The sequence below is a fragment of the Clostridioides sp. ES-S-0010-02 genome (assembly GCA_020641055.1).
Lineage (GTDB): Bacteria > Bacillota > Clostridia > Peptostreptococcales > Peptostreptococcaceae > Clostridioides.
Window position 1 is genome coordinate 4,094,860 of record CP067345.1, and the last position, 23,619, is coordinate 4,118,478.

Sequence of the window (23,619 nt, forward strand, 5' to 3'; positions counted from 1 at the left end):
TTTCACCTCGCTTATATCATATCTATCAAACTATTTGCTATTGAAATACCCTTAGCTCTCTGTCCATTTACTTCTGTTTCTAAATTATTCTGTTTTTCTGATAATGTATTATAATTTTTTGCTAGTTGATTTAATGCTTCCTCTACATTGTCACTTTCAAATAAGTTATCTGTATCTTTTATACTTGTTTTATCTGCTGTTGTTTCTATACTATCTACACTAGTTTTTACCTCATTTAATGCACTAACTATATTTGTTTTATCTGTTGTTTCAAGTAGTGTTGTATCCCCTATTTTTCCATTTAAATCTGTCTTAGTAGTTTCTATGTTGCTTGTTAACTCTGTTTTAGTTGTATCTATTTTTGTATCAACGGTATCTATTTTAGCCTCTAAATCTTGTAAATCTTTTAATGTAGCAAAAATTATCGTAGGGTCAATTTTAAGCTCTATATTATTAACATTAGATACAACAAAAATAGTTTTTACCTTCATGTCAATAACTGCTCCATCTTCCACTTTAGGTTTATATGCTGACCTATACTTTGATATAGCAAGTAAATTACCTTCGGTATCTAAATAACCTATCTCTCTAACTACAAATCCACCAGCGCTAGCAGGTATTAGACTCTCTAAAATCAAGCAATTTGTCATGCTTTCATCAGTCTTGACATTCCCTACTTTACCTTCCCAAACTACATTTTTTAATACTGTTTGTTCCTCTGTAGGATTATACTCATTTCCTCCGCCATCTCCAAGTTGAATCTTGACAAAATCAACTTTTTCTCCTACTAAACTTGCATTTGCTATTTTAGCCTTACCTATGTTTGTTAATATCGTGTAATAACTTTTATCTGTAGCCAAACTACCACCTCCTATCTAATAAATTGTAATCTCTTGGTATCCAAATCCATTGCCACTAAGTATATTAATCTCTCCTTGTGTTTCAATATCACTAGGTGACCAAGGGTAAATTGTAATCTCATGTCCTGTTATTGTAGTTGCACCAAAATACATACCATTATCTTTGCTAACTAAAACTCTAGTATAATCTAAAGTTAGGTTACAAGGTTTAATGTTACTTACAAATGAATGAACTTCCTCAAACCAGTCTTGATTCCTCGCATCACTCTCTAAATGAATGTTATAAGTAGCATTATTTATAGTTAATTCATAGTTTCCTTCTCCAACTATACTATCTAGCCAGTTTCTTAAAAATCGTTCTGAGTAAGGTAATTTACTTATATATTTACTAAAAATCCTAAATCTTCTATCTTCTAGACTCTCATTTGATTTAGGAACTATAGACATTATTTTTTCCCATCTTTTAACTCCACTTATAGTCAAATCCTCTAAAAACTGGTCATTTAAGACATCATCTAATTTATCATGTAGTGTTTTAATTTCTTTGTTGTCTGCATTAAATGCTTTTATATATTCTTCTTTATCTTGCAGAATTTGTGGTAAGTAACTTATTAGATTTATCTCTTTATCCAACTACCTCACCTCTTACTACTATACTATTACTATCTATTGTTAGATTAGATTTGGCATCATTTATCATTGTGTTTGCAATGTCTAATACTCCATCTATACTAAGTAATCTTGTTTCTATCTGAGATATGCGAACAATTAAATTTTCTTCGTCTTCCCAGCTCATATTGAGTTCATTCAAATAGTCGTCAACTGTTTCCTCTGCTACAGACTTTATATTCTCCCATGTGTATCCGTTTTTGTATGTTATCTCTGCTGATATGTTTATAGTTGTACTCACGACTCCTGTAACAGTAACTTTATGTCCTATAGGTGCTAATCCAATACCTTCTCCTTGATTTTGTATAGGGTCAATTTCTTCTTGTACTAGATTAACTAAATCACTAGATGGTACTTTAAAATTAGAGTTAATTATTACTAACTTAACAGTTCCTCCACCATTCCAGACAGGATAAACCTTAACTCCTCCGACATCTTGTATCTTATTAACTTCATCCTTATAGTTTTGTATATTACCACCAAAACTTTGTGAGTTTAAACTATCATAGTATCTTTGTCTCAAACTATCTTCACTTTCTTCATCTTCTCCATTAATTAGTATTTCTGTTAACTCAGCAGTTTCAAGACCATCTATATATTCAATTGGAATCAACTGACCAAGTTCAAAAATAGGTCCAGCAGTTTCACATTTCATTTTATATGTTTTTTCAGATATTCTCTCAATTGCAATATAATTGTGTTCTCCTAAGTTGAATCTTGAATCAAGAGGAATATCTATGTTGAAAACTCCTTTTGCAATGGTATTAGTGGCTTCAAGCGGTGTAATTCCTCGCTCTTTGCATCTTTTCTCTAAATAATAATAACTGGCAGTATCAACAAATGTTTGGTCTAACATTTCATCCATGGCAATGTATGTTTCTGTAAGTTCTATAGCGACTGGTGCCAAGGCATTGTATATTATAGAACCTTCTCGTTTGTCAAACGTGTCAGGTACACTATCTAACATTCTTTTAATTATATTTTCAAATGTCATTAATTCAAACAATTATACACTCACCACCTTCTCTGCATTTAAATTCCCATACTTTGTATGAACTATAAACTTACAATGTACTTTACCTTTTATATTTTCAAACTGAAAATTGTCTGCATTTTCAATCCTATCATCCTGTACCAACGCTTCTGTTATTCTTCTCTCTAACTCGGGTATTACATATGAGACAGGTTCTCCAATAAGGTCGTTCAACTCGACTCCATAATTCCAACTATATATTAGATGTTGGTATCTCTCTGTGTTTAGAATCAAAAAGATGGTCTGTTTTAATGCCTCAACATCATCACAAATACTATCTACTTTATTTTTTTCTATATTTAATTTAAAAGTCTTACTAGGTTCTTGTCTTACATCAAAATTTATAATTGATACATCTTCTATATCATAGTCAATATTATCTGTTGGTAACACTTTATCACATCCTATCTAAAATTAAATACTGTTGTCCTCCTTGCATACGAATTAAAACTAATTTATCTCCTATCTTTTTATCTGTACATCTTTTAAATGTATCTGTTTGTATTAAAAAAAATTCACCAATAGATAGTTTCTGTTCTATCTTAACTTTTAGAGGATTAATGCTTTCTATTGTTCCAAATACAACCCTAATTGGATTACTTGTTTCTACTGCATCCATTGCTGCTTTCTTGATTATTTGTAATAAATCTTGTGACACTTTATCACCTCACTTATATAAATCTTCTCACATGTGTGTATGCTTTTCCTTTTCTATATGAATCAACTGACTGTATTTTTACTACATCACCAGTCTGTGGTGAATGAATCATTTGACCATTTCCAAGATATATCATTACGTGATTGCTACTTCCTCCGCCAACTCTACACAATAAGTCTCCTGCTTGCCACTTGTTTCTATCTTTTAAATCCACAGCCTTTCCTGCTTTACTTTGTGTTGCAACTGTTCTAGGGATGCTTATTCCTATTTGTTTATAACACCATTGAGTAAACCCAGAACAATCAAAAGTGTTAGGTCCTTCTGCTCCTCGAGCATATTTACAACCTAATTTACTTTTTGCTACACTAATTAGTTTATCTGCTTTAGAGCTATTGTTTGTAGATGTATTAGCATTGTTATTATTTTGAACTTGATAAGTTGTATCTTTTAAATTCTTTTCTGCTTCTTCATTACTTCCAACTCCTGTACCTGAATTATTAGGACTATAGCTACTTCCTGCTATTTGTTTATAGAACTTGCTTACCCCTGGTACCCAATCTTTATTAAGAGGGCTATCATAAAGAGGTGCATATTTGTCTCTAATACGCTCTAATGTTTTTCTTCCAATATGAATATAATTTCTTGATAAATTGCTAATACCTCTTTTTATCCCATCATCTACAGAACTAAAAGACATACCTTTCATTCCAAAGAAATTGTTTTTATTTTTACAAAGCGAGGAACTACCATTACCAGTTTCATGTATAGAAATAGCAGCCATTAAAGCTGCATTGACTTTGTAAGCATTAGAATATTTAACAAATATATTTCCTGTATTTGATAATTTTCCTTTAAATACTTTATTCAATTTATTTATCATGTCATTATCTTCTTTACTTGTAGTACTTTGTGCAGGACCATTTTTCTTTTCATCTTTATTATTTGTGTTTCCACTTGAATAGGAACTTGAAGAATAAGAAGCAAATTCGTCTCCATCAACTAAAGTTAGGTCCATGAAATGCGAATTGTTTTCAAAATTATGCTTTACTTTCTCAACTAGCATATAATTTTGAACTTCTATATCTCCTAAATCTAAAAAAACAGGTACTAAACAACCTGCTCTCACCCTCACATCACCAAGCACATTTTTTAAACTTAATGACTTAGTTTTCTTATTATATAGTTTTAAAAGTATATCACATTTTTGTTTTATTTCTGCTTCACTCATGTTCTTGTCCACAGTATCAAACATTTGAAGTATTCCCCAACTCCTCATATGCGTAGAATCTTGTGCAATATAAACATCTCTTTTACCTGACTCCTCATTGTCTTTGACAAGTTTAATTTTTGTATAAGTATCACTATCTATTGATGAATTATAGTCAAAGTCTTCTATTACATCATTATTCATAACAGTATCTAGTTTCATAGAAGCAACATTTTTTAATGTTATCCTTCCAAAATCATCATACAAGGTAAACATTTCTTTTTTTTCTCTTAAAGTATCATCAAGTGCAGTTAAAACCATATCAAAGAGTGTTTTATTTTCTTCAACTCTAGATATTTTATATTTTGTATCTTCTATGACATTGTATTTCAGCTTAAAATCTTTAGCGAGCATTTTTATAAGTTCGCTTGCTGTTTTATTACTATATACATAAGTATCTTTATTTTTAAAATATCTTAACTGGTCATATGCAATAATTTTAATATGATTTTCTTTGTCTCTTTTCTTTTGAAAAATATATCCATAGAAGATACCTATTCCTTTATAATACAGCCTTACAGAATTTCCTTCGCAAAATTGCAGTATATCATCCATAACTATTGTAAATTCTAACTTGCTTGGTGTTCCTCGCCTTTCAATTTCCCATGTAATTCCATCTAAAACGGCAGGTTCATAGAAATCTTCCCAATGTGCAATAACCAATCTTACATCTCTATCATTCGCCAAAACTAAATCATCAGCCAAGCCTCAACACCTGCCCTTTGTAAATAGTATACTTAGATAGATTCTTACCTTTATTTGCTTTATCCATCATAGATTTATTTAGTTCATATACTTTTTTATATAATGACCCATTTCCTAACTGCTTTTGACAGATTGACCAAAGAGAATCACCCGATTTGACTGTGTATGTTTTACCACTTGGGGCATTAACAGAATCGACCCTCTTAGGTTCTATCTTTACGTTCGGTCTCCCAGTATCACTAGTATTTTTAGGTGTAGCAGGAACTAATTTTTTAGTTGAATAATCTCTATATTGTTTTAATTTAATAGAAACTTTTGTATCTGAGCCATTGTCTGCATCTTCCAAAATTGTGTATTCTTCTAATGACACTTTTATATTAGTGTTAAATAAGACCTTGTTACCTAACTCACGAGATACAATAAATTGAAATGGCTTACAATCGGTTTTTAGTAGTTCTAGTTTACTTAAAAAGAATTGAACATCTTTAAATTGACCGTGATAAAAAGGTAGTTTATTGTGTGTAAATTCTGCTTCAAAACTTATTTCAGATAGCCCTTCCTTTTTTAATATGTTTACTTCTCCAGTATTTATTAGGTCTACTGTCTTATTCTTATTTGTTACTTTAATCTCTAACTTTGGAGGAGGTATTGGTAATTGTACTCCATCTAAATAAAAGTTATAAGCCATTTTCTCACTCTCCTTCCTAAACTATTCCCTCAGCAGATACAATCATGGCATCGTTTAATTTTTCTGTTAGTACATTAACTATTCCATCTACATCTGCATCTTTACTTATGTTGTTTGTATTATTCATGTCAATTTTAATGTTTACTCCTGTAAAACGATTGATAGTCTCTTGTTCTGCAATGTCTCTAAGATATTTAAGGTCTTCTTGACTTTTATCCATTGTTTTAGCCATCTTTGCAGTATTTCCCGCAGTATCTTTTGCACTTTTCCCTAAATCACTTGAACCTATGCCATTATCTAACCCATACTTATTTTTATCCCATAAGTCTTTTAATCCCAGCTTATCTTTTGCATCTTCTAGCATCTTGTTAATGTCAAAAGTATCTTTTAATTTATTAGATATAGCATTTTGCCACTTAGTTCCTAGAGCATTTCCCTTTTGAAATTCCGCTCCAATATCTTTGTATCCCATTCTATCCAGTTTTATTTTTTCTGGTGCATCTCCTACCCATTTATTTAAATCTGCAATTTGTTTTTTAATTGTGCTATTATCTGCCTTGACTGGTGTAAATGTTGCTTCTCCAACTTTTCCAATATCTACTCCAGGTATTTTATTTAACAAGTCAACAAGCTTATTCACACCTCGTATTGCGATATTTGCCCCATCAACAAAAGCTTTCCCAAGTGCATTCCCTGCTGAATTTACAGAATCATTTAGAGATGCCATTTTTTCTATTATAAAGATTACACCTTTTGCAATAGCCTGTTTCATTAGATATACACATTGATTCCAACCATTTATAATTCCTTCATTTACAGTTATGCAACCATTTAATAACCAAATCATAACATTTTGTATTGCTGCAACTGCTGCAAATACTGCACCTACTATTACCCCTAATGCGGTTAAACTCGTTCCTGCAAACTTGTTTACTGCTGCTACTGCAACAAAAATTACTACTACAAATGCTAGAATGCCTAATACTACCCATGTGATTGGACAAGCTAATAAAGCTGCATTTAGACCCCAAGTAGCTATTGTTGCTGACAAAGTAGCTCCATTCGAACGCATTAATGCTGCTGCTTGTATATTAGTCATAAACGCTGATAGTGAAGATGAAGCCGCATGAGCAATATTCGCAATTACATTACCTATTGTAGCTATTTTAGTTGCCAACAAAATCCCTCTGAACAATATAAAAACAGAAGCTGCCCCAAGCAAAATAGGTTTTATTATACTCCAGTTCTGTGCAAAAACATTAACAACACTAAGTGCAGCATTAGTAATTCCTCCAAGCCCTTGTATTATTAATACTGCACTTAGTGTAATTCCTTGAACAAAATCTGAAAAAAAATCACTATTTAATATATTTTTTATAATATTTAATGTATCGTAAATATTTGAAGATATTGCAATCATAACATTCCGCATAGATACAACAATCTCACTAAATCTAACGCTTTGCAAAGCCCTGCTTATCTTTCCGAGTGTCTGACCAAAAATCATGTAGGCGTCATTTTTCATCATAGTAAGTGCTTGACTAAAAGTGATTGGCATACTTGCGAATTTCTTTTCTATCTCATCAGAAGCTTTAAATAGTGCATTTCTTATAACATCTGCTGTTATTGCTCCACTACTTGACAATTCCTTTAATTGTTCTTTAGTTTTCCCCATTGCATCAGCTATTTTAGCAGCTAGCAATGGTGCATTTTCCATTATAGAACGAAATTCATCACCTTGAAGTTTCCCTGCACCCATAGCTTGAGTAAGCTGATACATAGCCGCACTAGCTTCGTTTGCTGATGTTCCTCCAATTACAAAAGCTTTATTCATAAGTTCTGTAAACTTTATCACCTCTGCCGAACTTCCAAAAGCATCTCCTGCTAATATTCCAAGTTTAGCGACTTGTGCTGCCGTATCTGCATAACTCGCTCTTGCGCTTTGAGCAGACAAATAAATCATCTTGTTTAATTGTTCTGTTGTCTGTAATCCGTCGTTCATTAGATTTAAACGTGCCTTTGTACTTGCAATTGTATCTGCCGCTTTTGTAATGCTTTCTATTCCTTTTATTCCAATGTATATCCCAGCGATACTTTTTAATTTAGACACTAATAGAGAGCCTGCTTCACTTCCTTGTCTTATTTTATTATTAAAGTTTTCTTGCTCATTTGTGTTTCTTCCAATTTTCTGTTCTATCCTTGTGAGAATACTTTCTATATTATTTAAACTTTGTTGAGATGCTTGTATTCCGCCAGCATTTATAGGGTTGTGTAATCTTTGTTGCAATCTTTCTAAGCTATTAATTGTTGTATTAATAGATGTAGTCATGTTGCGAAATGCAGGTGTCATTCCATCGAAAATCTTTATTGAAGTTTGTATCGTTGCCATTTTTTCACTCTCCTTTCTTTTTAGGAATAATAAAAGCACTTACTTAAAAATAAGTAAGTGCTTATGTATTATAAATTCAATAGTTCCTTTTTCTTAGTGTCAAATTCTTCTTGTGTGATAGCTTCATTATCCAAAAGATTTTTATATTTTAATATTTCATCAGCTACAGAACTAGAATTTATATTATCTGCAACTTTAATACTTTGTGTAATAGCAGATAATGTTGATAAGATTTTATGTGCATCTTTGTATGCTTTCTCATAAACGCTAGAATTGGTTTTAGTCTTTTTATTAATCAATTCAATATACTCAACAGGATTATCAATATTGTTAATTGTTATTTTAATTTTAAATGAATTAACAACCTTTCTTGCCGTTTTTTTGCCTGTTACTCCACCAACTATAGCTCCAGTAGCACCAAACAAAGCTCCTCCAACTATAGCTCTTCCTAATCCTCCACTAACTATAGAGTCACCATCTTCTAAAAGTTCAAATTCCACAATATTTTCATAAGAATGAATTATAGGAGCTTTTTTATCGTTTACACTTCTTTTAGGTACAAGCCATTTTTTATTATCTTCGTCAAATTCTATATAGTTTTCTATATTATTAGTTGGATTAAATATTTTTTGGAGTTCATTATTTTTTTTAGTTGATGATATAGTTTTTTCAATATCTAATTTTCTTAAAATTTTAGGTGCTTTAGTCATAGAAAGTGAATCACAGTATTCTTTAAAACAAGAATTGCATATCCAACCATCTTCAATATTTAGTACACCCATCTCATCATTACAAATACAACATATGTCAGCTTTTTTCTTTCCAAATAACCCCATAACATTACCCCCATATGATTTTATAAGATTATTATACTATACCAGTAATTTTTTTACATTAGATATTATCTCCTTCTACTTCTTCTAGCTTCTTTAGCATTCTTTTTTTCTTCTTTTATTTCTTCTTCTACTTTAATATCTATAGAAGCAGCAACAAATGCTCTCTCGTAGTCTGGCAAATCCGTATATTCATGTGGTTTCCATTTGAATTTATGAAGGCAATAATGAGCTGCACTAGCATCATAATCGCCTTCTTCAATTAGTTTTTTGCTTCTTCTACTTTATCCTCAAAAGTCCTATCAAAACCATTTACCTCTCCTACTTCACTTGAAAGGTCTGTATATTCGCCAGGAGTTAACATTGTTGTTAACAGTTCCTCTGCTCCCATTACACCATAGCTATTTTGAAGTTCTGCATCATGTAAATCTGGAAATACTACAGTTTCTACACACAATTTCAAAGTATAAGTATTAAAATCTGTTTCACTAGTGTATTGCCCTGTTGCTTTTCCTTTTTTCCCTATAACAGGAACTCTTATGGCTGAATTTTTTCTCAACTGTCTATCTCTATCTGAATCTATTGCTTTTAATTCCCACTCTATTGGTTTCCCTTCACCATCTATAAACCTTTCACTTGCCACATACTTTCTATTCTCTACTTTTATTGCATTTTGACTTAAAAAAGCATTTAAATCTCCCATATTATTCTACCTCCATAATTAAGTATTTTGTTTCTTTTTCTATTGTTATAAGCTTATCTTCATCTAATTTAATCTTCAATGTCAAAGGTGCTAATGATGAACCTTCAATTGTATCGCTTGCTAGTTTATCTGAAATATCTATAAGAAATTTTCCTGCTTTCTTATACACCTCACTTACACGTTCCTCCAAAGGTATCTTTTCATTGTAATTAAAAGAAATTGAATCTTTCATCTCATATTTATTTTTAATTTTAATCATCTCCTATTCTTATAAATAAAAAATACACATCTATAAATTATAAATGTGTATCTTATTCCATACCATTTGCTATATTGAATTTCTCAACTATTCTCCAATTCTCAAAAGTAAAATCTACATCCTCATCCAAATACTCACCATCAGCATCAAATTTAGCAATTATTCCACTATCAAGGTTGCAATCTTCAAGTATTATAGTTTGGCGACCTACTGAGCTTGTTGGGTCTTCGTTAGTAATTTGCATATCAAAGTAAACGTCCTCACCAGTCTCTTTGTATTCATATAACAACTCTCTAAATATAGAAGTATTATAATAAAATGTTGCACTCCCTGAAAATTTACTTCCTGTACTTTTATTTCCTTTTGTAATGCTACCTAGTATTGGCATCTCACTTTTATTTTTTTCCATTTTTGCTTCTAAATTAATAGCTTGCATAAAATTATATCTTTTACCTTTTATTGTTACAAAACATTCAGCTTTAGAACCACTTATTGCATCTCTAACATTCATAGTAATATTTTTAGACACCTACATCACTCTCCTTTTTAGCTTACTGAAACAGTCATATAAAGTTTACTCATGGCATTAATGACTTTTACAGCATCACTTACTACAACAGTTTTTTTGTCGTTCCCAGGTTCTACAGAAACGTCATCAGCTTTAAAATCTTCTATTGCTCTTATATTCTGTAGTTGTTCATGATGCTTTACTACATCATTCCAAAATGAAATACGACCAGATTTATCGTTTGGCACTGCACCTTGATATTTTGTATTAAATAAAGTTGCAATATCATTAGCAATTTGGTCTAATACTCTAACACTTTGATTACTTGAGAAATCATCATTCTTATCATCTGTAAAACTAACAAAAGTGTTTATATCCTCTAATACATGAACTTCATCACCAACTTTATGAAATATAAACTTACCAGTTTTTAAAGCTTCCTCTAACTGTATTTGAGTATAATTAACATCAACATCAAACTCACCAGCATACTTTTTGTTAGTATTAGATTTATTTATGTCACATCCAGCTATAGCTCCAGTAGTCCAATAAATTAAACTAGACTCTAATAGTCCAGCATCTTTTATTTTATTTTCTACAGATACTACACCTTCGTAATCTGAATCACTTTTCTTATATAATACAGTTTGAAACTTAGCTCCTACCTTATCTCTCATTCTTTTTGTAAACTCTACAAATAAACTTTTAATCTCTGTTGTTGTTGCCAAGCATCCTAAAGCATTAAAACTATAACTTTCTATTTTATCTAAGAAAGCTTGATATTCTGTCCCTGTAATTGCTTCTCCATTAGTTCCGTTACTAAATACCAAACCTGCACTTGCTTCTAGTGTTGCATCCTTCTTCCAAGTGATATAGTCATTGTCAATTAAATCTGTAATGACTTTAACTATTTGTGTATCTACATTCTTATTATCTAAAAGTGTTACAACCTCAAACTTAGTGTTATCATCTATATTTGTTGTAACTATTACTTTTAAGTCATTACCTCTTATTCCGCTATATTTAGCTATAGCAATAGTGCAACTAGCTTTAACACCTTTATTTAATTTATAGAAGTATCCTAATCTTATATTCTTAAATAAATCTCTCAAGCCTTTTAACTTTTCATGAGTGTAATCATATCCAAAATACTTAGTTGAATATTTCTCAAAATCATCGCTAGTCACTTGAAATACTTCTTCATCAATACCCCAATCAAGTTCAAGTGGCATTGCTACAATACCTCTATCACTAAGAGAACTTGTTGCCCTCTTAGCTGAAATAAAGTTTATATAAGCACCAGGTAGTACCTTATTTTGTGTTATAAATGTTCCTCCACCTAAAGCCAAATTAACTCACTCCTTTCATAAATTTATCTATTCTATTGTCTACCTCTGAGAAGGAATACAATCCATCTTCTTTTAAAATTGCATTTAATAAATCTTTTCTATTTACATACTTTTTAGAATTAACTATCTGCTCTTTGCTAAATTTGTAGTTATCTTCTTTACTTAATGTTTTACTCAAGCTTATCACCTCTCTTTAATCCACCAAACAATTCAACATCACTCATTTTTTCTGTATTATTACTTTTCATAGTGAAATAGTTATAATCAACAAAGAAATGAAGTACATTATCTATAATTTCAAAGTTCATATTCGTACCTCTAACTAAATCTCCATCAATTTCTATATACTCTAATTCCTCCAACAACATTTCAGCTATCTCATTTATCTCAAATGATTTATCATTGCTTTTCGGAAAATAATGTACATCAAATGAGTTCTTATTTAATGTCCTGCCACTTGGATATGGTATCTTGCTTGGATTTAAAGGAACAATAAAAAAACAAGGTTCATTTATACCTTGCTCCACATCTTCACTATAAATTGTAAAATTTTCTCCAAATGTGCCATCTAATTTCACTGATATTCCATCTATAATATTATTAAGCATCAAACACTCCTTTCAACAAGATTAATAACTTTTTCTCTATAATCTTATCAACTTGACTTTGTAGTTCCATTTCTGAAATAGTTAAGAAATGTTGTCCTTTAACCCATCCCTTACCATCTTTAGTTCTATGCCCGAAATTTACATAACTTGCATATTCAGTTGGATTAACAACTTCTATAATATAATTATTACCTTGTTTGTAAACAGGAAGCGACCTAGCGTAAGCTACTCCACTCCAGCCTTCTCTTAGAAATCCTGTATCAACTGGTGTTCTTCTAATTACTTTTCCTAGTAACCTTGTTGCTAATTCTCTTGCTGCATCTTTACAAAATTTATCTAAATCAATCTTTGTAAATTTCTCCATCCTTTTACAAGCTCTTTTAAACTCTCTAAAATCAACACTACCCCATCTAGCCATTATGCTTTATCCTTAAACATTTCCAATATTACCTCTTGATGATTTGGATATATCGCAGATTCACCACTTCTTACATACTCTTTTGTAACATTATTTTGATTAGTTATAATAAGCTTAGAACCTGCTTTAATGCTTATATTTGGAGATATAAAGAGTTTAATTGTTTGCTCTAGCTTAGCTACTTTCCCTTCTGTAGCAGAAACTATATTTTTATATGAAAGCTTACATGGTTGATTTTCTAATGCAACTACTTCTTTATTATTAGTTCGTTTTGTAATAGGGTCTTTAATTGATTGATATTCTACTATAGTGCATTTATCTCTATATAACATTTCTATTACTTTCCTTGATTTGTTTACCATCTCAAACACCTAAAGGTTAATATTTTATCTTTACCATAAGTAGTAAGGTATGCTATAAGACTGTCAAATCGTTGTTCGGGTGTTTGTGAGCCACTCCCTATAGCAAAATCTACCTTTGTATCACCTTCTGATATAGACTTTTCTACAGCTTCAAAATTAAGGTTTTCTATATCTAGTTGCCCCATATTCTTCTTAGTAAATAGAAATTCTCCAACTATCATATCTACTTCAATTTCTTTTAATTCAACAGGAATAACATTTATATTACAATCTAGTTTAATGATATTCTCTATCTTTTCTTTAACAAAATCTATTAACCACTTGTCTCCATCTTTTAATACATATCCAAAACCTTCAAGTCTTTTTTCTATATTGTCAATCATGTTATCAGCTTCTTTTTTCATAACATACACCTACTTTTTGTTAGACTTATTTTTTTCTGTAGGTTCTGCTTTTTCTATAGATTGGATATCTTTTTCCTCTAAAGTTTTTACTTTATCTTTAAGCTGCTTATTTTCTTCTTCTAAAGATTCTACTTTATTTCTTAAAATATTATTTTCAGCTACCAAATCTTTTATATTTAATGACTTACCATACTTTATTGCCTTACCAGTTTCATCTATTAAGTCATATCCAATCTCCAAGAAATCATCTATTCTACATTCTTCTATAGTTAGTATTCTATTTAGTTTTTTTACTTGTGGCACTATATATCACTCCTTTTCTACGCTTCAACAACAAATTGTATTGCATCAGCTTTTTTATTTAATATAAATACATCCTCAAAGCTTTCTTCAAAGTACAAGTATTTTCCTTCTGTAACTGCTCTTGGTTCGTCTAAAGTAGCGAACTGATAAGAAACTGGTGTAATTACTGCGGATGGATGTATTAAAGACATATTTATTTGTTTAGCTCCTGCTCCTGCTTTCCATCCAGTTGTAAAATCATATGCAGTTTTCATAAGTGCTGATGGAATTTTAATTATCTTTACTGTATCTATATCAGTTGTTTGACGATTAAGAGAAGTCCCTCCATCTTTTATATTTACTGTTCTTTGTATCTCTTTAGCATTTTTAATAAGAGTGTTTATTACTGGTGTAACATACAATATTCTTCCATTTTCCGGAACCCTAGCTTCTGTCATTCTTTCCATCATCATATCAAATACTTCTAAAACATTTGCAGTTGTAATAACTGTTGTATCTGCTACTTTGCCTAGTGATGTCCAATCAGCATATATTTTAGATATACAATAAGCGTCCATTTCAGGGAACTTTTGTTCTTCATTATATACTTGAGTTATATTACCTATTGAAGCTACATGGTTAGTTTGGTCAATATCTGCTGGATGAACTAAAGTTGACCATTTCCTTTGGTTAGTTAATACTTTAGGTTCCCAAGCATTATCATAGTTTCTTTGAGCTACTGCTATTGTATCCCTATTTGAATCAACTCTCCCAGTTGTAGATATAGTTGGTATTTCTATTGTTTTAGAACCAGTCCATCTATATCTTCCATTATTTTCTGTAGCATACAAATCCCCAAAATTTAAAGTATAAGGATATGCTTGTGCTAAAACATTTGAATATTCTTTTGCATAATTTAGTGCTGCCATTTTATTTCCTCCTATTTATTATTATTTTCATGAGGTCTTACCCCAGTAAAATTAAAACCAAAATCAGTTATTTTAGGTTCTTGACCTGGTGTTATAGTATTTATTTTAGGTTCTTCTCCTTCTAGTGTTGCATTAAATAAATAATCTTTATCCACTTTTAAAGGGTTTATTTGCTCTTCAAAAGCTTTTTGTCTATCTTTACTATTTCTTAGTGCTTCCATGTCTAAATGAGCTTTTAATGCTATTTCATCTCTACATTTAACAGATTTAAAAGCATCACCTAACCAGTAATTAAAGTCTTTTTCTTCAATTTCTTTTTTGTAAGTTTCTTCTAAAGTTTTCTTATCAGTTTCATAAGTTGTTTTTAGACTCTCTACATCTTCTTTTGTCATACCTCCTTCAAACTTTTTAATAGTTTCATTAGCTGTATTAAGTTGTGTTTTAAGATTTACATAATCTTCTTTAGTAGCTGTAGTCTCTTTTATTTTTTCTTCTATAGATTTTTGAAGAGAAGCTACATCAATCTTGTTATCCTCTATTTTTATTCCTTCTAGTAATTCTTTTATCCAATCCATTTTTAATATCTCCTTTCGTTTTTACAAAATAAAAAAGCCCTATCTAGGACTTACTAAAACCAATATTATTATTCTCATCACAATTATTTATTGATATAGCTTCTATTTGTGATAAATCTATTATTGTTGTTCCATCTTCATCTAAATACCCTTTCAAATCCCTACCTGAGTCAGCTTCAATAAAATCTTGCATTAACTTATCAGCAACATCTTCATCTACTATTCCAGATATGCTATTACCACTTTTAAACCAAATTATATATTCTTTCAATAATACACCCTCCTTCTATTTCTTACAAAATAAAAAAACTCTTAAAGACTTTCATCTAATGATTTATTTAATTCTTCTCTTACTCTCTTTAAAATTTCATCAGAAATTTTATTTATATTAGACTCATATTCTTTTCTTAAACTTTTAAGATAGATTTTAAAGACTATATTGCCTGTAACATACATAAATACTGTAATACTTAAACATATACTTATTATTTGCAACAACAGATAAAGCATTTATTCATCCTCCTTAATTCCTATAAGTTCAAATGTAAATTTTGCGTTCTTTAATGGTATTCTTCTCAAATATTCAAATTCTTCATTATGAATCTTTGTCATTAATCTTAGTTTTTCATCCTCTAAATCCTCATAATACTTTTCAAATTCACCACACGTACAAGAATAAATTTTGCCTTCACTATCTTTTATAATAAAATCTCCATTAGTTGCCCTAATAACTCCATTTCTATATTTTATACAGATAGTTTTCTTTACTTCACCTTTACGATTCATAGAATTTAAAGATTCATCAAGCCATATAGTTCCTTTTTCAAAAGCTTGATAAAACCATCTGGGAGTGTTTGTACTTCCTAATATCCATTTGAAGGCTTCTACTTCCTCGGATTTCCTTTTAAATTTAGACATATTATTTATCACCCTCTCAATAAATTTTCACATAATAAAAGCACCTACTAATTTACCATTTAAGTAAGTGCTTTTACATATTTACTATTTGTATATCTTTCCATAAATCCTTTAGTAATTTACCATCAATATTACAATTATCAACCATATCTTTACCATTTTTATAATACTTTGTATCTCCATCAGGACAAAGAGTAATAAATCTTGTATCATCATCTCCAATAGATATATTATATGGTTTACTATATAAGTCAAATTCTATATCTAATCCTAAATCAATAGAATTAATTAAATGTTGTAAATTCTTAAATTTATTATCCATTTCATTCTCCTTTCAAAATATCTTTGTTAGCTATTTTGTGAGCCTTTGTAAGCTCCATATCCTTCTCTCTTTTTACCTTATCATGGTTATTTTCATCAGATAACCAATCATGTTTATGAGGTACAATTTTGTGTTGCTTTGGGTTTCTATGGTCAGTTAAATCTAAATCAAGTCTAGGTTTTCCTGTATTACCATAGTATCTCCTTTGAATTAATTTACCATCTTTATAATTATCAAATACACTATTTGGTTTTGATTCAAATGGCACTGAATGAACACTTCCACTAGTTAAATTCCTCTGATTTTTAACTTGCCAATTTACATCTTTATAAAGCTTTTTAACTTCTTCATACCTTGTAATATCATTATACTTCATATGTTGGTATTCATCAAATTTAGAAGGTATTTCATTTCCTAATACTTTTTTATATTCCTTAAATTGTTTTCTATCTTTACTCTCATTTAGTTGCATTTTTCTAAGAGTATCAGCTTTTTCTTTTCCAAGTCTATCCTCAATATGTTTCTTATACCATTCTTTGTACTTCATATCTGATGGAACATAATAAGTTTTACCATCTTCTCCTCTTGCTGCTCTATAACCTTCTTCATCACTAAAAAATGGAGCTGTTGTTGTCCGACAATGACAATGAAACGGTGGAGCTGTAACTCCAACTTGATAATCTTTCATATTAAATATTTTACCATCTAATTCTCTACATATATTTGAAGTTCTTAAATCTAGTGTAGCAACTATCTCATATTTCTCTACATCTAAGTCATTAAAACAATCTTTTCTTGAAGCTGATGCAAAAAAAGCTGATTCAGTCATTATTAAATTCTTAGCTTGGGATTTAGATACATTAAACATCTTAGCAAAGTCATTTACTAGATTTTTAGGATTTTCACCTCTAATAATTGATTGAGTTAATTTAGTGTGTAACTCATTGATTAAAGCAGACCTATGCTTACCCCAAATTCTTTCTGAGAAATTTAACCCATCACTGGTCCATGGCTTAGAAATAACTTTATTTATTTTATTAGTATCTAAAGACATTAAGCTCCAACCAACATTTATTCCTTGTTGAACATTAAAAGCTGTGTGATAATATTCACTTGTATAAATATCTCTCATTAACCTATCAATGCTATCAAGTTCATTTCCATAAAGCACTTCTACTTGTTGTTGTATTTGTAGTTTTAAAGCTTCAAGCCTCGTTATATGAACCCTTGCACTAGCATTCTCTAACTCTTTCATCCACTTTTGATTTATAGCATTTTCTTTACCATACTTAATATATTCTTCAACACTCCATTTAAACTCTTCTAGTTCTCTTTTATTTAACAGTTTCTTAACTTCTAATAAAGAAATCCCCTCATTTTGAGCAAATCTATTGTACCATACAAGTATATCTTTTTCTATACTAGTCATAGCTAGTTTATATTGTTTTTCTAATTCAAGATAGTATTTTACACTTTTATTATTCTGAGCTTCTTCTAATTGTTCAAATCTCTTCCTCCAATAATCTTTATGTTTCATCTATAACACCATCTTCATTATTAGGAATTAAATCATCATATTCTTTTTGAGTCTCTTCCTGTTTTTTAAGTCTCTCGAGTTCGTCGTTTACATCTTCAACCCATGGATGATTACTAACAATAGTTTCATCTGATATAATTCCAGTTGATTTAGCTGCCATATCTATCTTTTCAGCTTCATTTATTATCATAGAGTGATTAAATGTTATTTGAACTGACTTATAATCATAGCTCTTACTGCTACTTATCTTTAAATACTGACATACAAACCACAAAAGTTCTCTAATTGCTTTTTTAAACTTCTTTTCAGTCTTGGAACATTTTAAATCAAGTAGTGAATATAAAAATTTAAGTGCTACACCCGATTTGTCACCTGTGTTTTGAGATTCGGGATTAACCCCTTGACCAAAAATAATTATATTCTTTTCTAATCTATCAAGAAGCTCCTTTTTAGCTTCAACTGGTATACTTATCTCTAGTTTATCAACTCCACCTCCACCATCTACTTTAATTGATTTATAGTATCTTATATTATCTATAAACTCTTGTAGACTTGTTCCTGGATATTCTTTTAATACGTAAATAACCTCTTGTATTTCATCTAAATTGTCTGCAAGTGTAGAAATGTTATTATCATATATATCAATTAAAGACTTATAGAAAGTTAAATCTGAGACACACTTTTCATTATTTTTAAAAGGTATAAATGGAACTTTACCCCACCCCTGTTCTTTGTTATTTATTCTAAAATGACCTTCTTGTATATCAGTCATTTTTCCATATTCATCATATAAAAACTCTTGAACAAAACTATTACCTCTTTCAATAAAGTAAGTTACGTCATTTTCTGTATAATATTCAACTCTTTTTATTTTATTTCCATCTATATCTTCAATGTAGTAGAATCTAATAAATGCAACTAATTCCTTCTGTCTTTTACTATCCCAAATAGGAATAGATTCTTCTGCTGGTATTATCACATATTTAAACTCACCTTTTCTATTAACATATGGATGTAACCATTCAATACCTTTATTACTAGCATTAAGGTATAGTTCTGTTATTGTATCGTCAAATTCTTCTCCCAGTAAGTCATTTAAAAGCTTAGTAAGCTTATCATCATCTGCATTAAATACAATAGGATTCCCAACACTATAACCCACTTTTTGGTCAACTAAAAGCTTATGATAATTATTGACTGCTTTATTATTAACTTTAGTAAAATCATCAACCTTAGCTCCATCTAAGAGATAATATCTTCTCTTATTGTTTACATCAGTATTACCATAATAGTATTCTTCTCCTTGTTTATACTGCTCTGGTCTGTGTTTTAAAATGTAATGTTCTATAACATTAATTAAATTAAAAGTACTCTCTTTTTTTAGTTGAGCTTTTATTAAGTCTGTTTCACTTATATAAATTTTTAACACCTCCTTTATTTCAAGAAGCTTATTCCACTATTTTTAAGTTTATTATCTATAGAATATCTAAGAGCTGCCATTGCATCATCCATAAATTCAACTGGTTCATCAAGATATAACCCTGTTCTTTCATCTTGTTTCCATTTCCATTGTTGAATTTCTTTTATTGTATTGGTGCAACTAGGATGTACATGTATTCTTAACTGTTTTAAATAATCTATTTGAGCTTTAACACTTCCAGATCCTTTTTTAACTCCTTTAGCTTTATATCCCGCACTTTTCCACATTTTAATTCTATCTGGTTCAGCACTATCACAATACATAAATAAATTCTTTTCTAACCCTTTACTATTTGCAATTCTTATTATTTCTGATGTATCCATTTCATGTACATATATTTCATTACATATATATAGTTCGCCATCCTTAAAACCAATTCTAAGTATTACATTTGCATGGTTAAATCCAAAGTCTTGTGACAGTCTCATATTATCAAAATACTCAAATTCTGTAGGAAATTCATGTATAACATAATTTTTAAGTATTGCTCCACCAGTTTCTCCCCATTCTCCAAGTCCATATACTCTATAACCTTCGGGGTCTTGCTCTTTTCTCATTTGCATTCTTCTATAGTAAGCTTCATCAATGAATCTATTTTGTAAATAAGTGCTATGATGAGTGAATATATCATCATTTTTATAATCAAAATATTTTCTTTTTATCCAATGAGTGGCTGAAACCGGATTAAATGTAAATGTCATTTGATAGTATAAATTAGGGTTAGTTAAAATACCTCTTAAACGGTCGTCTAGTATATCTATATCACTTTCCATAAGTTCTGTAGCTTCTTCACACCAAACCCATGTTAGCTTACCTTTCGAGAAGTTAATTGATTTTAATTTTTCTCTTTGTTTTGCATCATTAACCCCTCTGAAAATTATAGAATTACCAGTAACTTTGTTCTTAATTTCTAAAGGATTTAAAGTTGTTTTCCAATATTTATCAGCTTGTTTACCATAAATACGATTTATAGCTCCTGTAAGTTCTGCATAGGTTGAATACTTGTGTGTAGCTTCTGATTTTCTAACTACTAATAAGTTAGCTCCTTGATACTTTTTATCACCTAGCTTTAGGATATAATCCTGTGCTACATTAACAGATTTTCCACTCCCTGCTGAACCTTTCATAGCTCTGTATCTTTTTTTAGTAAAGTTAGCTTCTCTAAAAGATGGATTAAATTGTACTCTAGTTATCATTAGAATCACCATAATCTATTACTATTTTTAATTCATCATTTTCGTCATCAGTTCTATTAAGTTCTCTTACTTCACATTTTAACTTCTCAACTCTATTTTTCTGCTCCTCTGTAGCCAAATTCCAATCCTTATGAATCATTTCATCATACTGCTTTATAAGGCTCCTTAACTCACTCATTGCCCTACTCTGTGCATTAAGAAAAGATGCTTGCCTATCCCATGCAAATTGGAATTCATATTCTATCTTCTCGCCATTTTCTGTACTTTCATGTTTTTTGAGTTCCTTAATCATTTCTTCTTTATCTTTAACATACATTATCTTTTGTGCTCTTATTATTGCTGCATATTGAATTGTTATCTGTTCCCAAAGAATATCAAATTTATCTTTATTATTTATCTCATTAATTAGGTCTTGAGTTTCTTCGGGTAAGTATTTTGAGAAGAAACCGAATTTTTCAGCGTTCTTATTTCCAGGTGGACCAGTAGCATTTTTATTACCTATGGGTGCACCCCTTTTACTTTTAGGTGCACTCTTCTTTTTCTCACTAGACCAATTGTATCTCTTTATCCATGACTTTAAAGTGTTTAAACTAATGTCATACTTTGCTGATATTTCCTTTTGTTTCATACCTTTTAGGTAATCTTGTTTTACATTTTCTTTGACATCTTGCACATCACCACCTCGTTTGTTTGTCGTTTTGGGAATAAAAAAAGAACTCTGGTTAGAGTTCTTTAACTAATATACATTCTTAAAATATACCAGTATTCTTTTTCTCATTAATTCATCAGTAACAGTTTCATTTATAAGCATTTCTAATGTTTTTTTAAATTCAGTAAATCGCTCTTCTTCTTTTATATTTGTTGAATTCATAACTAATATACTTTCTAAGGTCATTATTTTTAACTCATTAAATATAATCTTATCATTTTCATTTAAAATACAATCCTTCTCTTCTTCATTGATTTTATTACTGTAATTATTAATAATTCTAAAAATAGAAATACAATTACCTATTAATCCAACTGAGTAAAAAATTGTAAATACTACTAAGTATGATAGTATGAAAACTACTATTATAGAAAATAATACGTTCAATTTCACGTTCAGAAATGATATTATATATAGCACAAATAATACTACTATCAATAATCCAATTAACAATCCTTCAAAGTAAAACCCTAGAAATATTTTATTAATACTTTTTTCTTTTTTTCTCTGAGTAATAATATTCATTACTGTACTGCTTATTCCAGATAATAAAATAGCTAGTCCTGTAATCAGGAATCCCATTAATCCAAATAAAGCAATAGCTACATCCTTACTTAGTGACCTCAATAAGGAATTTATATCATCTATAGACGAATATTTGAATATACATCTGCATAATACTGTTATAACTATTGCTGATATAATTGCTATTATTGCTTCTAACGATTTAAAATTATACAGTTCTTTAAATTTCTTACTTTTAATAAATTCATTAAATATAGGGTCTTTAATAAACATAATTTATACCACCCTTTTATTTTTTACTTGAAATAAACAATTGAGCCTGTTTATTAAACTCATTCTCATCATATCCTTCTTCAATTGTTGTAATTACTGCTGCATCTTTATTGGTTCTTAAAACTTCATATGTATCATCTTTTGTTTTCCCATGTACATTTAAATCTCCATAACCATAAGATGCAGATTTTATTAATCTTTGCATAGCCAAAGCTTGCATATCTAAACCTTCACTAGATTGTGGTGATGATTCATATTCTAGCTTAGCCTTTTTTATATTAGCTGCTTTATATTCATAAGAGTCATTTATTAAATCATCAACATCATTATTATTTGCATTTGGGGGTATTATTGTTGCTACAACTTTATCCACCCTCTTAAACCTACTAAGCTTTTCTTCTAGTACACTCTTATCTTTCTTTAAAAATACTTCAAATCCATATTTCTTGAGATTTAATTCTAATAAATTTTTAAATGCCTCATTAAATTGACTATGACCAAACTTATTTCTAGTACAAAAAGTTATCAGTTCATTATACAAGTCAAAATAAAAATATATATTAGTAGACTCTTCCCTTTTATTTAAAACATTTTTTTTAATTTCTCTATTATATTCTTCTACAAACTTAGGTTTTATTCGAACAATATTACCTGTTATTATTTTATTCTGTTTATCTTTATCTAATTCAGTAAATATATATTCCTCTTTTACTTCTCTTTTCTTTTCTTGTCCTAATAAATCTTCATATGTAGAAACTGTATCTTTTATATATGAGTGCTCATCACTAATATTATCAAATAATTCATCTAATATTGATTGTAATTTTATTTTTTTATCATGTACTTCATATATTTTTGAATTTAAATTTACTTTTGACATATACATATATGGCATTTATTATCCCCCCCATTATTGGATTATTATACCATTTCCAAAACTATTTAACAATATTTTACAAATAGTTACTACTTCCTAATTATTAAACTAGTTTTTAGTTTTATCAAAATTAAAATTTTTATACATTTGCTTATCTATCTATCTTAGACTCTTACTCTCTAAATCGTATATTATCTTAACAACTTCATGTGTATCTTTCTACTTCTTATCCATTAATCCAACCTTTCTTACTTTATTTTTCTATTAAAAATTGACTTAAGTC

The 23,619-nt window shown here is 29.7% G+C and carries 31 protein-coding genes and 1 pseudogene; all 32 read right to left on the bottom strand.

From position 1 onward, the window contains the following. Positions 1 to 11: 11 nt before the first annotated feature. The 32 genes and pseudogenes from JJC01_19050 to JJC01_19205 all read right to left on the bottom strand — a co-directional run bounded on the left by JJC01_19050 (position 12) and on the right by JJC01_19205 (position 23,354). Positions 12 to 860, bottom strand: a complete 849-nt coding sequence (locus JJC01_19050) for a phage tail protein (GenBank protein UDN58228.1) — start codon at positions 858 to 860, stop codon at positions 12 to 14. 15 nt (positions 861 to 875) lie between these two features. Continuing rightward, the gene (locus JJC01_19055) at positions 876 to 1,493 is read right to left on the bottom strand and encodes a YmfQ family protein (GenBank protein ID UDN58229.1); all 618 of its coding nucleotides are present in this window, start codon (positions 1,491 to 1,493) and stop codon (positions 876 to 878) included. Then, entirely contained in the window at positions 1,486 to 2,535 is a 1,050-nt protein-coding gene (locus JJC01_19060) for a baseplate J/gp47 family protein (GenBank protein UDN58230.1), read from the bottom strand. Before JJC01_19060 ends, JJC01_19055 begins: the two co-directional genes overlap by 8 nt. Further along, entirely contained in the window at positions 2,536 to 2,955 is a 420-nt protein-coding gene (locus tag JJC01_19065) for a DUF2634 domain-containing protein (GenBank protein UDN58231.1), read from the bottom strand. It abuts the gene before it with no gap. A 4-nt stretch (positions 2,956 to 2,959) separates the two neighbouring features. Further along, complete coding sequence (locus tag JJC01_19070; protein UDN58232.1) at positions 2,960 to 3,220, bottom strand: DUF2577 domain-containing protein; 261 nt, start codon at positions 3,218 to 3,220, stop codon at positions 2,960 to 2,962. 13 nt (positions 3,221 to 3,233) lie between these two features. Then, complete coding sequence (locus JJC01_19075; GenBank protein UDN58233.1) at positions 3,234 to 5,192, bottom strand: C40 family peptidase; 1,959 nt, start codon at positions 5,190 to 5,192, stop codon at positions 3,234 to 3,236. After that, positions 5,185 to 5,880, bottom strand: a complete 696-nt coding sequence (locus JJC01_19080) for a LysM peptidoglycan-binding domain-containing protein (protein ID UDN58234.1) — start codon at positions 5,878 to 5,880, stop codon at positions 5,185 to 5,187. Before JJC01_19080 ends, JJC01_19075 begins: the two co-directional genes overlap by 8 nt. 16 nt (positions 5,881 to 5,896) lie before the next feature. Then, the gene (locus JJC01_19085; protein ID UDN58235.1) at positions 5,897 to 8,269 is read right to left on the bottom strand and encodes a tape measure protein; all 2,373 of its coding nucleotides are present in this window, start codon (positions 8,267 to 8,269) and stop codon (positions 5,897 to 5,899) included. A gap of 68 nt (positions 8,270 to 8,337) precedes the next feature. Continuing rightward, positions 8,338 to 9,105 carry a DUF4428 domain-containing protein gene (locus JJC01_19090; GenBank protein ID UDN58236.1) on the bottom strand — a complete coding sequence of 256 codons (768 nt, stop codon included), beginning with the start codon at positions 9,103 to 9,105 and terminating at the stop codon, positions 8,338 to 8,340. A gap of 65 nt (positions 9,106 to 9,170) precedes the next feature. Beyond that, complete coding sequence (locus JJC01_19095; GenBank protein ID UDN60218.1) at positions 9,171 to 9,365, bottom strand: hypothetical protein; 195 nt, start codon at positions 9,363 to 9,365, stop codon at positions 9,171 to 9,173. Then, positions 9,365 to 9,805 (bottom strand): phage portal protein, encoded by a 441-nt coding sequence (locus JJC01_19100; GenBank protein ID UDN58237.1) that lies wholly within the window; start codon positions 9,803 to 9,805, stop codon positions 9,365 to 9,367. Before JJC01_19100 ends, JJC01_19095 begins: the two co-directional genes overlap by 1 nt. Before the next feature lies 1 nt (position 9,806). Further along, positions 9,807 to 10,064 carry a hypothetical protein gene (locus JJC01_19105; GenBank protein UDN58238.1) on the bottom strand — a complete coding sequence of 86 codons (258 nt, stop codon included), beginning with the start codon at positions 10,062 to 10,064 and terminating at the stop codon, positions 9,807 to 9,809. Between the two features lie 52 nt (positions 10,065 to 10,116). Further along, the gene (locus JJC01_19110; protein UDN60219.1) at positions 10,117 to 10,575 is read right to left on the bottom strand and encodes a phage tail tube protein; all 459 of its coding nucleotides are present in this window, start codon (positions 10,573 to 10,575) and stop codon (positions 10,117 to 10,119) included. A gap of 35 nt (positions 10,576 to 10,610) precedes the next feature. Beyond that, positions 10,611 to 11,921, bottom strand: coding sequence for a phage tail sheath family protein (locus JJC01_19115; GenBank protein UDN58239.1), 1,311 nt, complete (start codon positions 11,919 to 11,921; stop codon positions 10,611 to 10,613). A gap of 1 nt (position 11,922) precedes the next feature. Further along, a complete protein-coding gene (locus JJC01_19120; protein ID UDN58240.1) occupies positions 11,923 to 12,099 on the bottom strand; it encodes a hypothetical protein in 177 nt (58 codons plus the stop codon). Further along, on the bottom strand, positions 12,092 to 12,529 hold the full coding sequence (locus JJC01_19125) for a hypothetical protein (GenBank protein UDN58241.1): 438 nt from the start codon (positions 12,527 to 12,529) through the stop codon (positions 12,092 to 12,094). The genes JJC01_19120 and JJC01_19125 overlap by 8 nt, the downstream gene beginning before the upstream one ends. Next, positions 12,522 to 12,947: an HK97 gp10 family phage protein gene (locus tag JJC01_19130; protein UDN58242.1), complete on the bottom strand. Its 426-nt coding sequence runs from the start codon at positions 12,945 to 12,947 to the stop codon at positions 12,522 to 12,524. The genes JJC01_19125 and JJC01_19130 overlap by 8 nt, the downstream gene beginning before the upstream one ends. Next, on the bottom strand, positions 12,947 to 13,309 hold the full coding sequence (locus JJC01_19135) for a hypothetical protein (GenBank protein UDN58243.1): 363 nt from the start codon (positions 13,307 to 13,309) through the stop codon (positions 12,947 to 12,949). Before JJC01_19135 ends, JJC01_19130 begins: the two co-directional genes overlap by 1 nt. Further along, positions 13,303 to 13,713: a hypothetical protein gene (locus JJC01_19140; protein UDN58244.1), complete on the bottom strand. Its 411-nt coding sequence runs from the start codon at positions 13,711 to 13,713 to the stop codon at positions 13,303 to 13,305. The genes JJC01_19135 and JJC01_19140 overlap by 7 nt, the downstream gene beginning before the upstream one ends. A 72-nt stretch (positions 13,714 to 13,785) precedes the next feature. Continuing rightward, positions 13,786 to 14,016 (bottom strand): annotated as a pseudogene (locus JJC01_19145) (hypothetical protein). Between the two features lie 17 nt (positions 14,017 to 14,033). Then, complete coding sequence (locus JJC01_19150; GenBank protein ID UDN58245.1) at positions 14,034 to 14,924, bottom strand: capsid protein; 891 nt, start codon at positions 14,922 to 14,924, stop codon at positions 14,034 to 14,036. 11 nt (positions 14,925 to 14,935) lie between these two features. After that, positions 14,936 to 15,499, bottom strand: a complete 564-nt coding sequence (locus JJC01_19155) for a phage scaffolding protein (protein UDN58246.1) — start codon at positions 15,497 to 15,499, stop codon at positions 14,936 to 14,938. A 43-nt stretch (positions 15,500 to 15,542) separates the two neighbouring features. Beyond that, positions 15,543 to 15,770 (bottom strand): hypothetical protein, encoded by a 228-nt coding sequence (locus JJC01_19160; GenBank protein ID UDN58247.1) that lies wholly within the window; start codon positions 15,768 to 15,770, stop codon positions 15,543 to 15,545. A 41-nt stretch (positions 15,771 to 15,811) separates the two neighbouring features. Beyond that, positions 15,812 to 16,009 carry a hypothetical protein gene (locus JJC01_19165; protein ID UDN58248.1) on the bottom strand — a complete coding sequence of 66 codons (198 nt, stop codon included), beginning with the start codon at positions 16,007 to 16,009 and terminating at the stop codon, positions 15,812 to 15,814. After that, entirely contained in the window at positions 16,010 to 16,417 is a 408-nt protein-coding gene (locus JJC01_19170) for a hypothetical protein (GenBank protein UDN58249.1), read from the bottom strand. It abuts the gene before it with no gap. Between the two features lie 73 nt (positions 16,418 to 16,490). Continuing rightward, entirely contained in the window at positions 16,491 to 16,739 is a 249-nt protein-coding gene (locus tag JJC01_19175) for a hypothetical protein (protein UDN58250.1), read from the bottom strand. 1 nt (position 16,740) lies between these two features. Continuing rightward, a complete protein-coding gene (locus tag JJC01_19180) occupies positions 16,741 to 18,276 on the bottom strand; it encodes a minor capsid protein (GenBank protein ID UDN58251.1) in 1,536 nt (511 codons plus the stop codon). Beyond that, on the bottom strand, positions 18,266 to 19,705 hold the full coding sequence (locus JJC01_19185) for a phage portal protein (GenBank protein ID UDN58252.1): 1,440 nt from the start codon (positions 19,703 to 19,705) through the stop codon (positions 18,266 to 18,268). Before JJC01_19185 ends, JJC01_19180 begins: the two co-directional genes overlap by 11 nt. Positions 19,706 to 19,710: 5 nt before the next feature. Then, the gene (locus JJC01_19190) at positions 19,711 to 20,964 is read right to left on the bottom strand and encodes a PBSX family phage terminase large subunit (protein ID UDN58253.1); all 1,254 of its coding nucleotides are present in this window, start codon (positions 20,962 to 20,964) and stop codon (positions 19,711 to 19,713) included. Continuing rightward, positions 20,942 to 21,625 carry a helix-turn-helix domain-containing protein gene (locus tag JJC01_19195; GenBank protein ID UDN58254.1) on the bottom strand — a complete coding sequence of 228 codons (684 nt, stop codon included), beginning with the start codon at positions 21,623 to 21,625 and terminating at the stop codon, positions 20,942 to 20,944. Before JJC01_19195 ends, JJC01_19190 begins: the two co-directional genes overlap by 23 nt. 63 nt (positions 21,626 to 21,688) lie before the next feature. Continuing rightward, positions 21,689 to 22,459 (bottom strand): hypothetical protein, encoded by a 771-nt coding sequence (locus JJC01_19200; protein ID UDN58255.1) that lies wholly within the window; start codon positions 22,457 to 22,459, stop codon positions 21,689 to 21,691. A 16-nt stretch (positions 22,460 to 22,475) separates the two neighbouring features. Beyond that, positions 22,476 to 23,354, bottom strand: coding sequence for a hypothetical protein (locus tag JJC01_19205; GenBank protein UDN58256.1), 879 nt, complete (start codon positions 23,352 to 23,354; stop codon positions 22,476 to 22,478). Between the last annotated feature and the right edge of the window lie 265 nt (positions 23,355 to 23,619).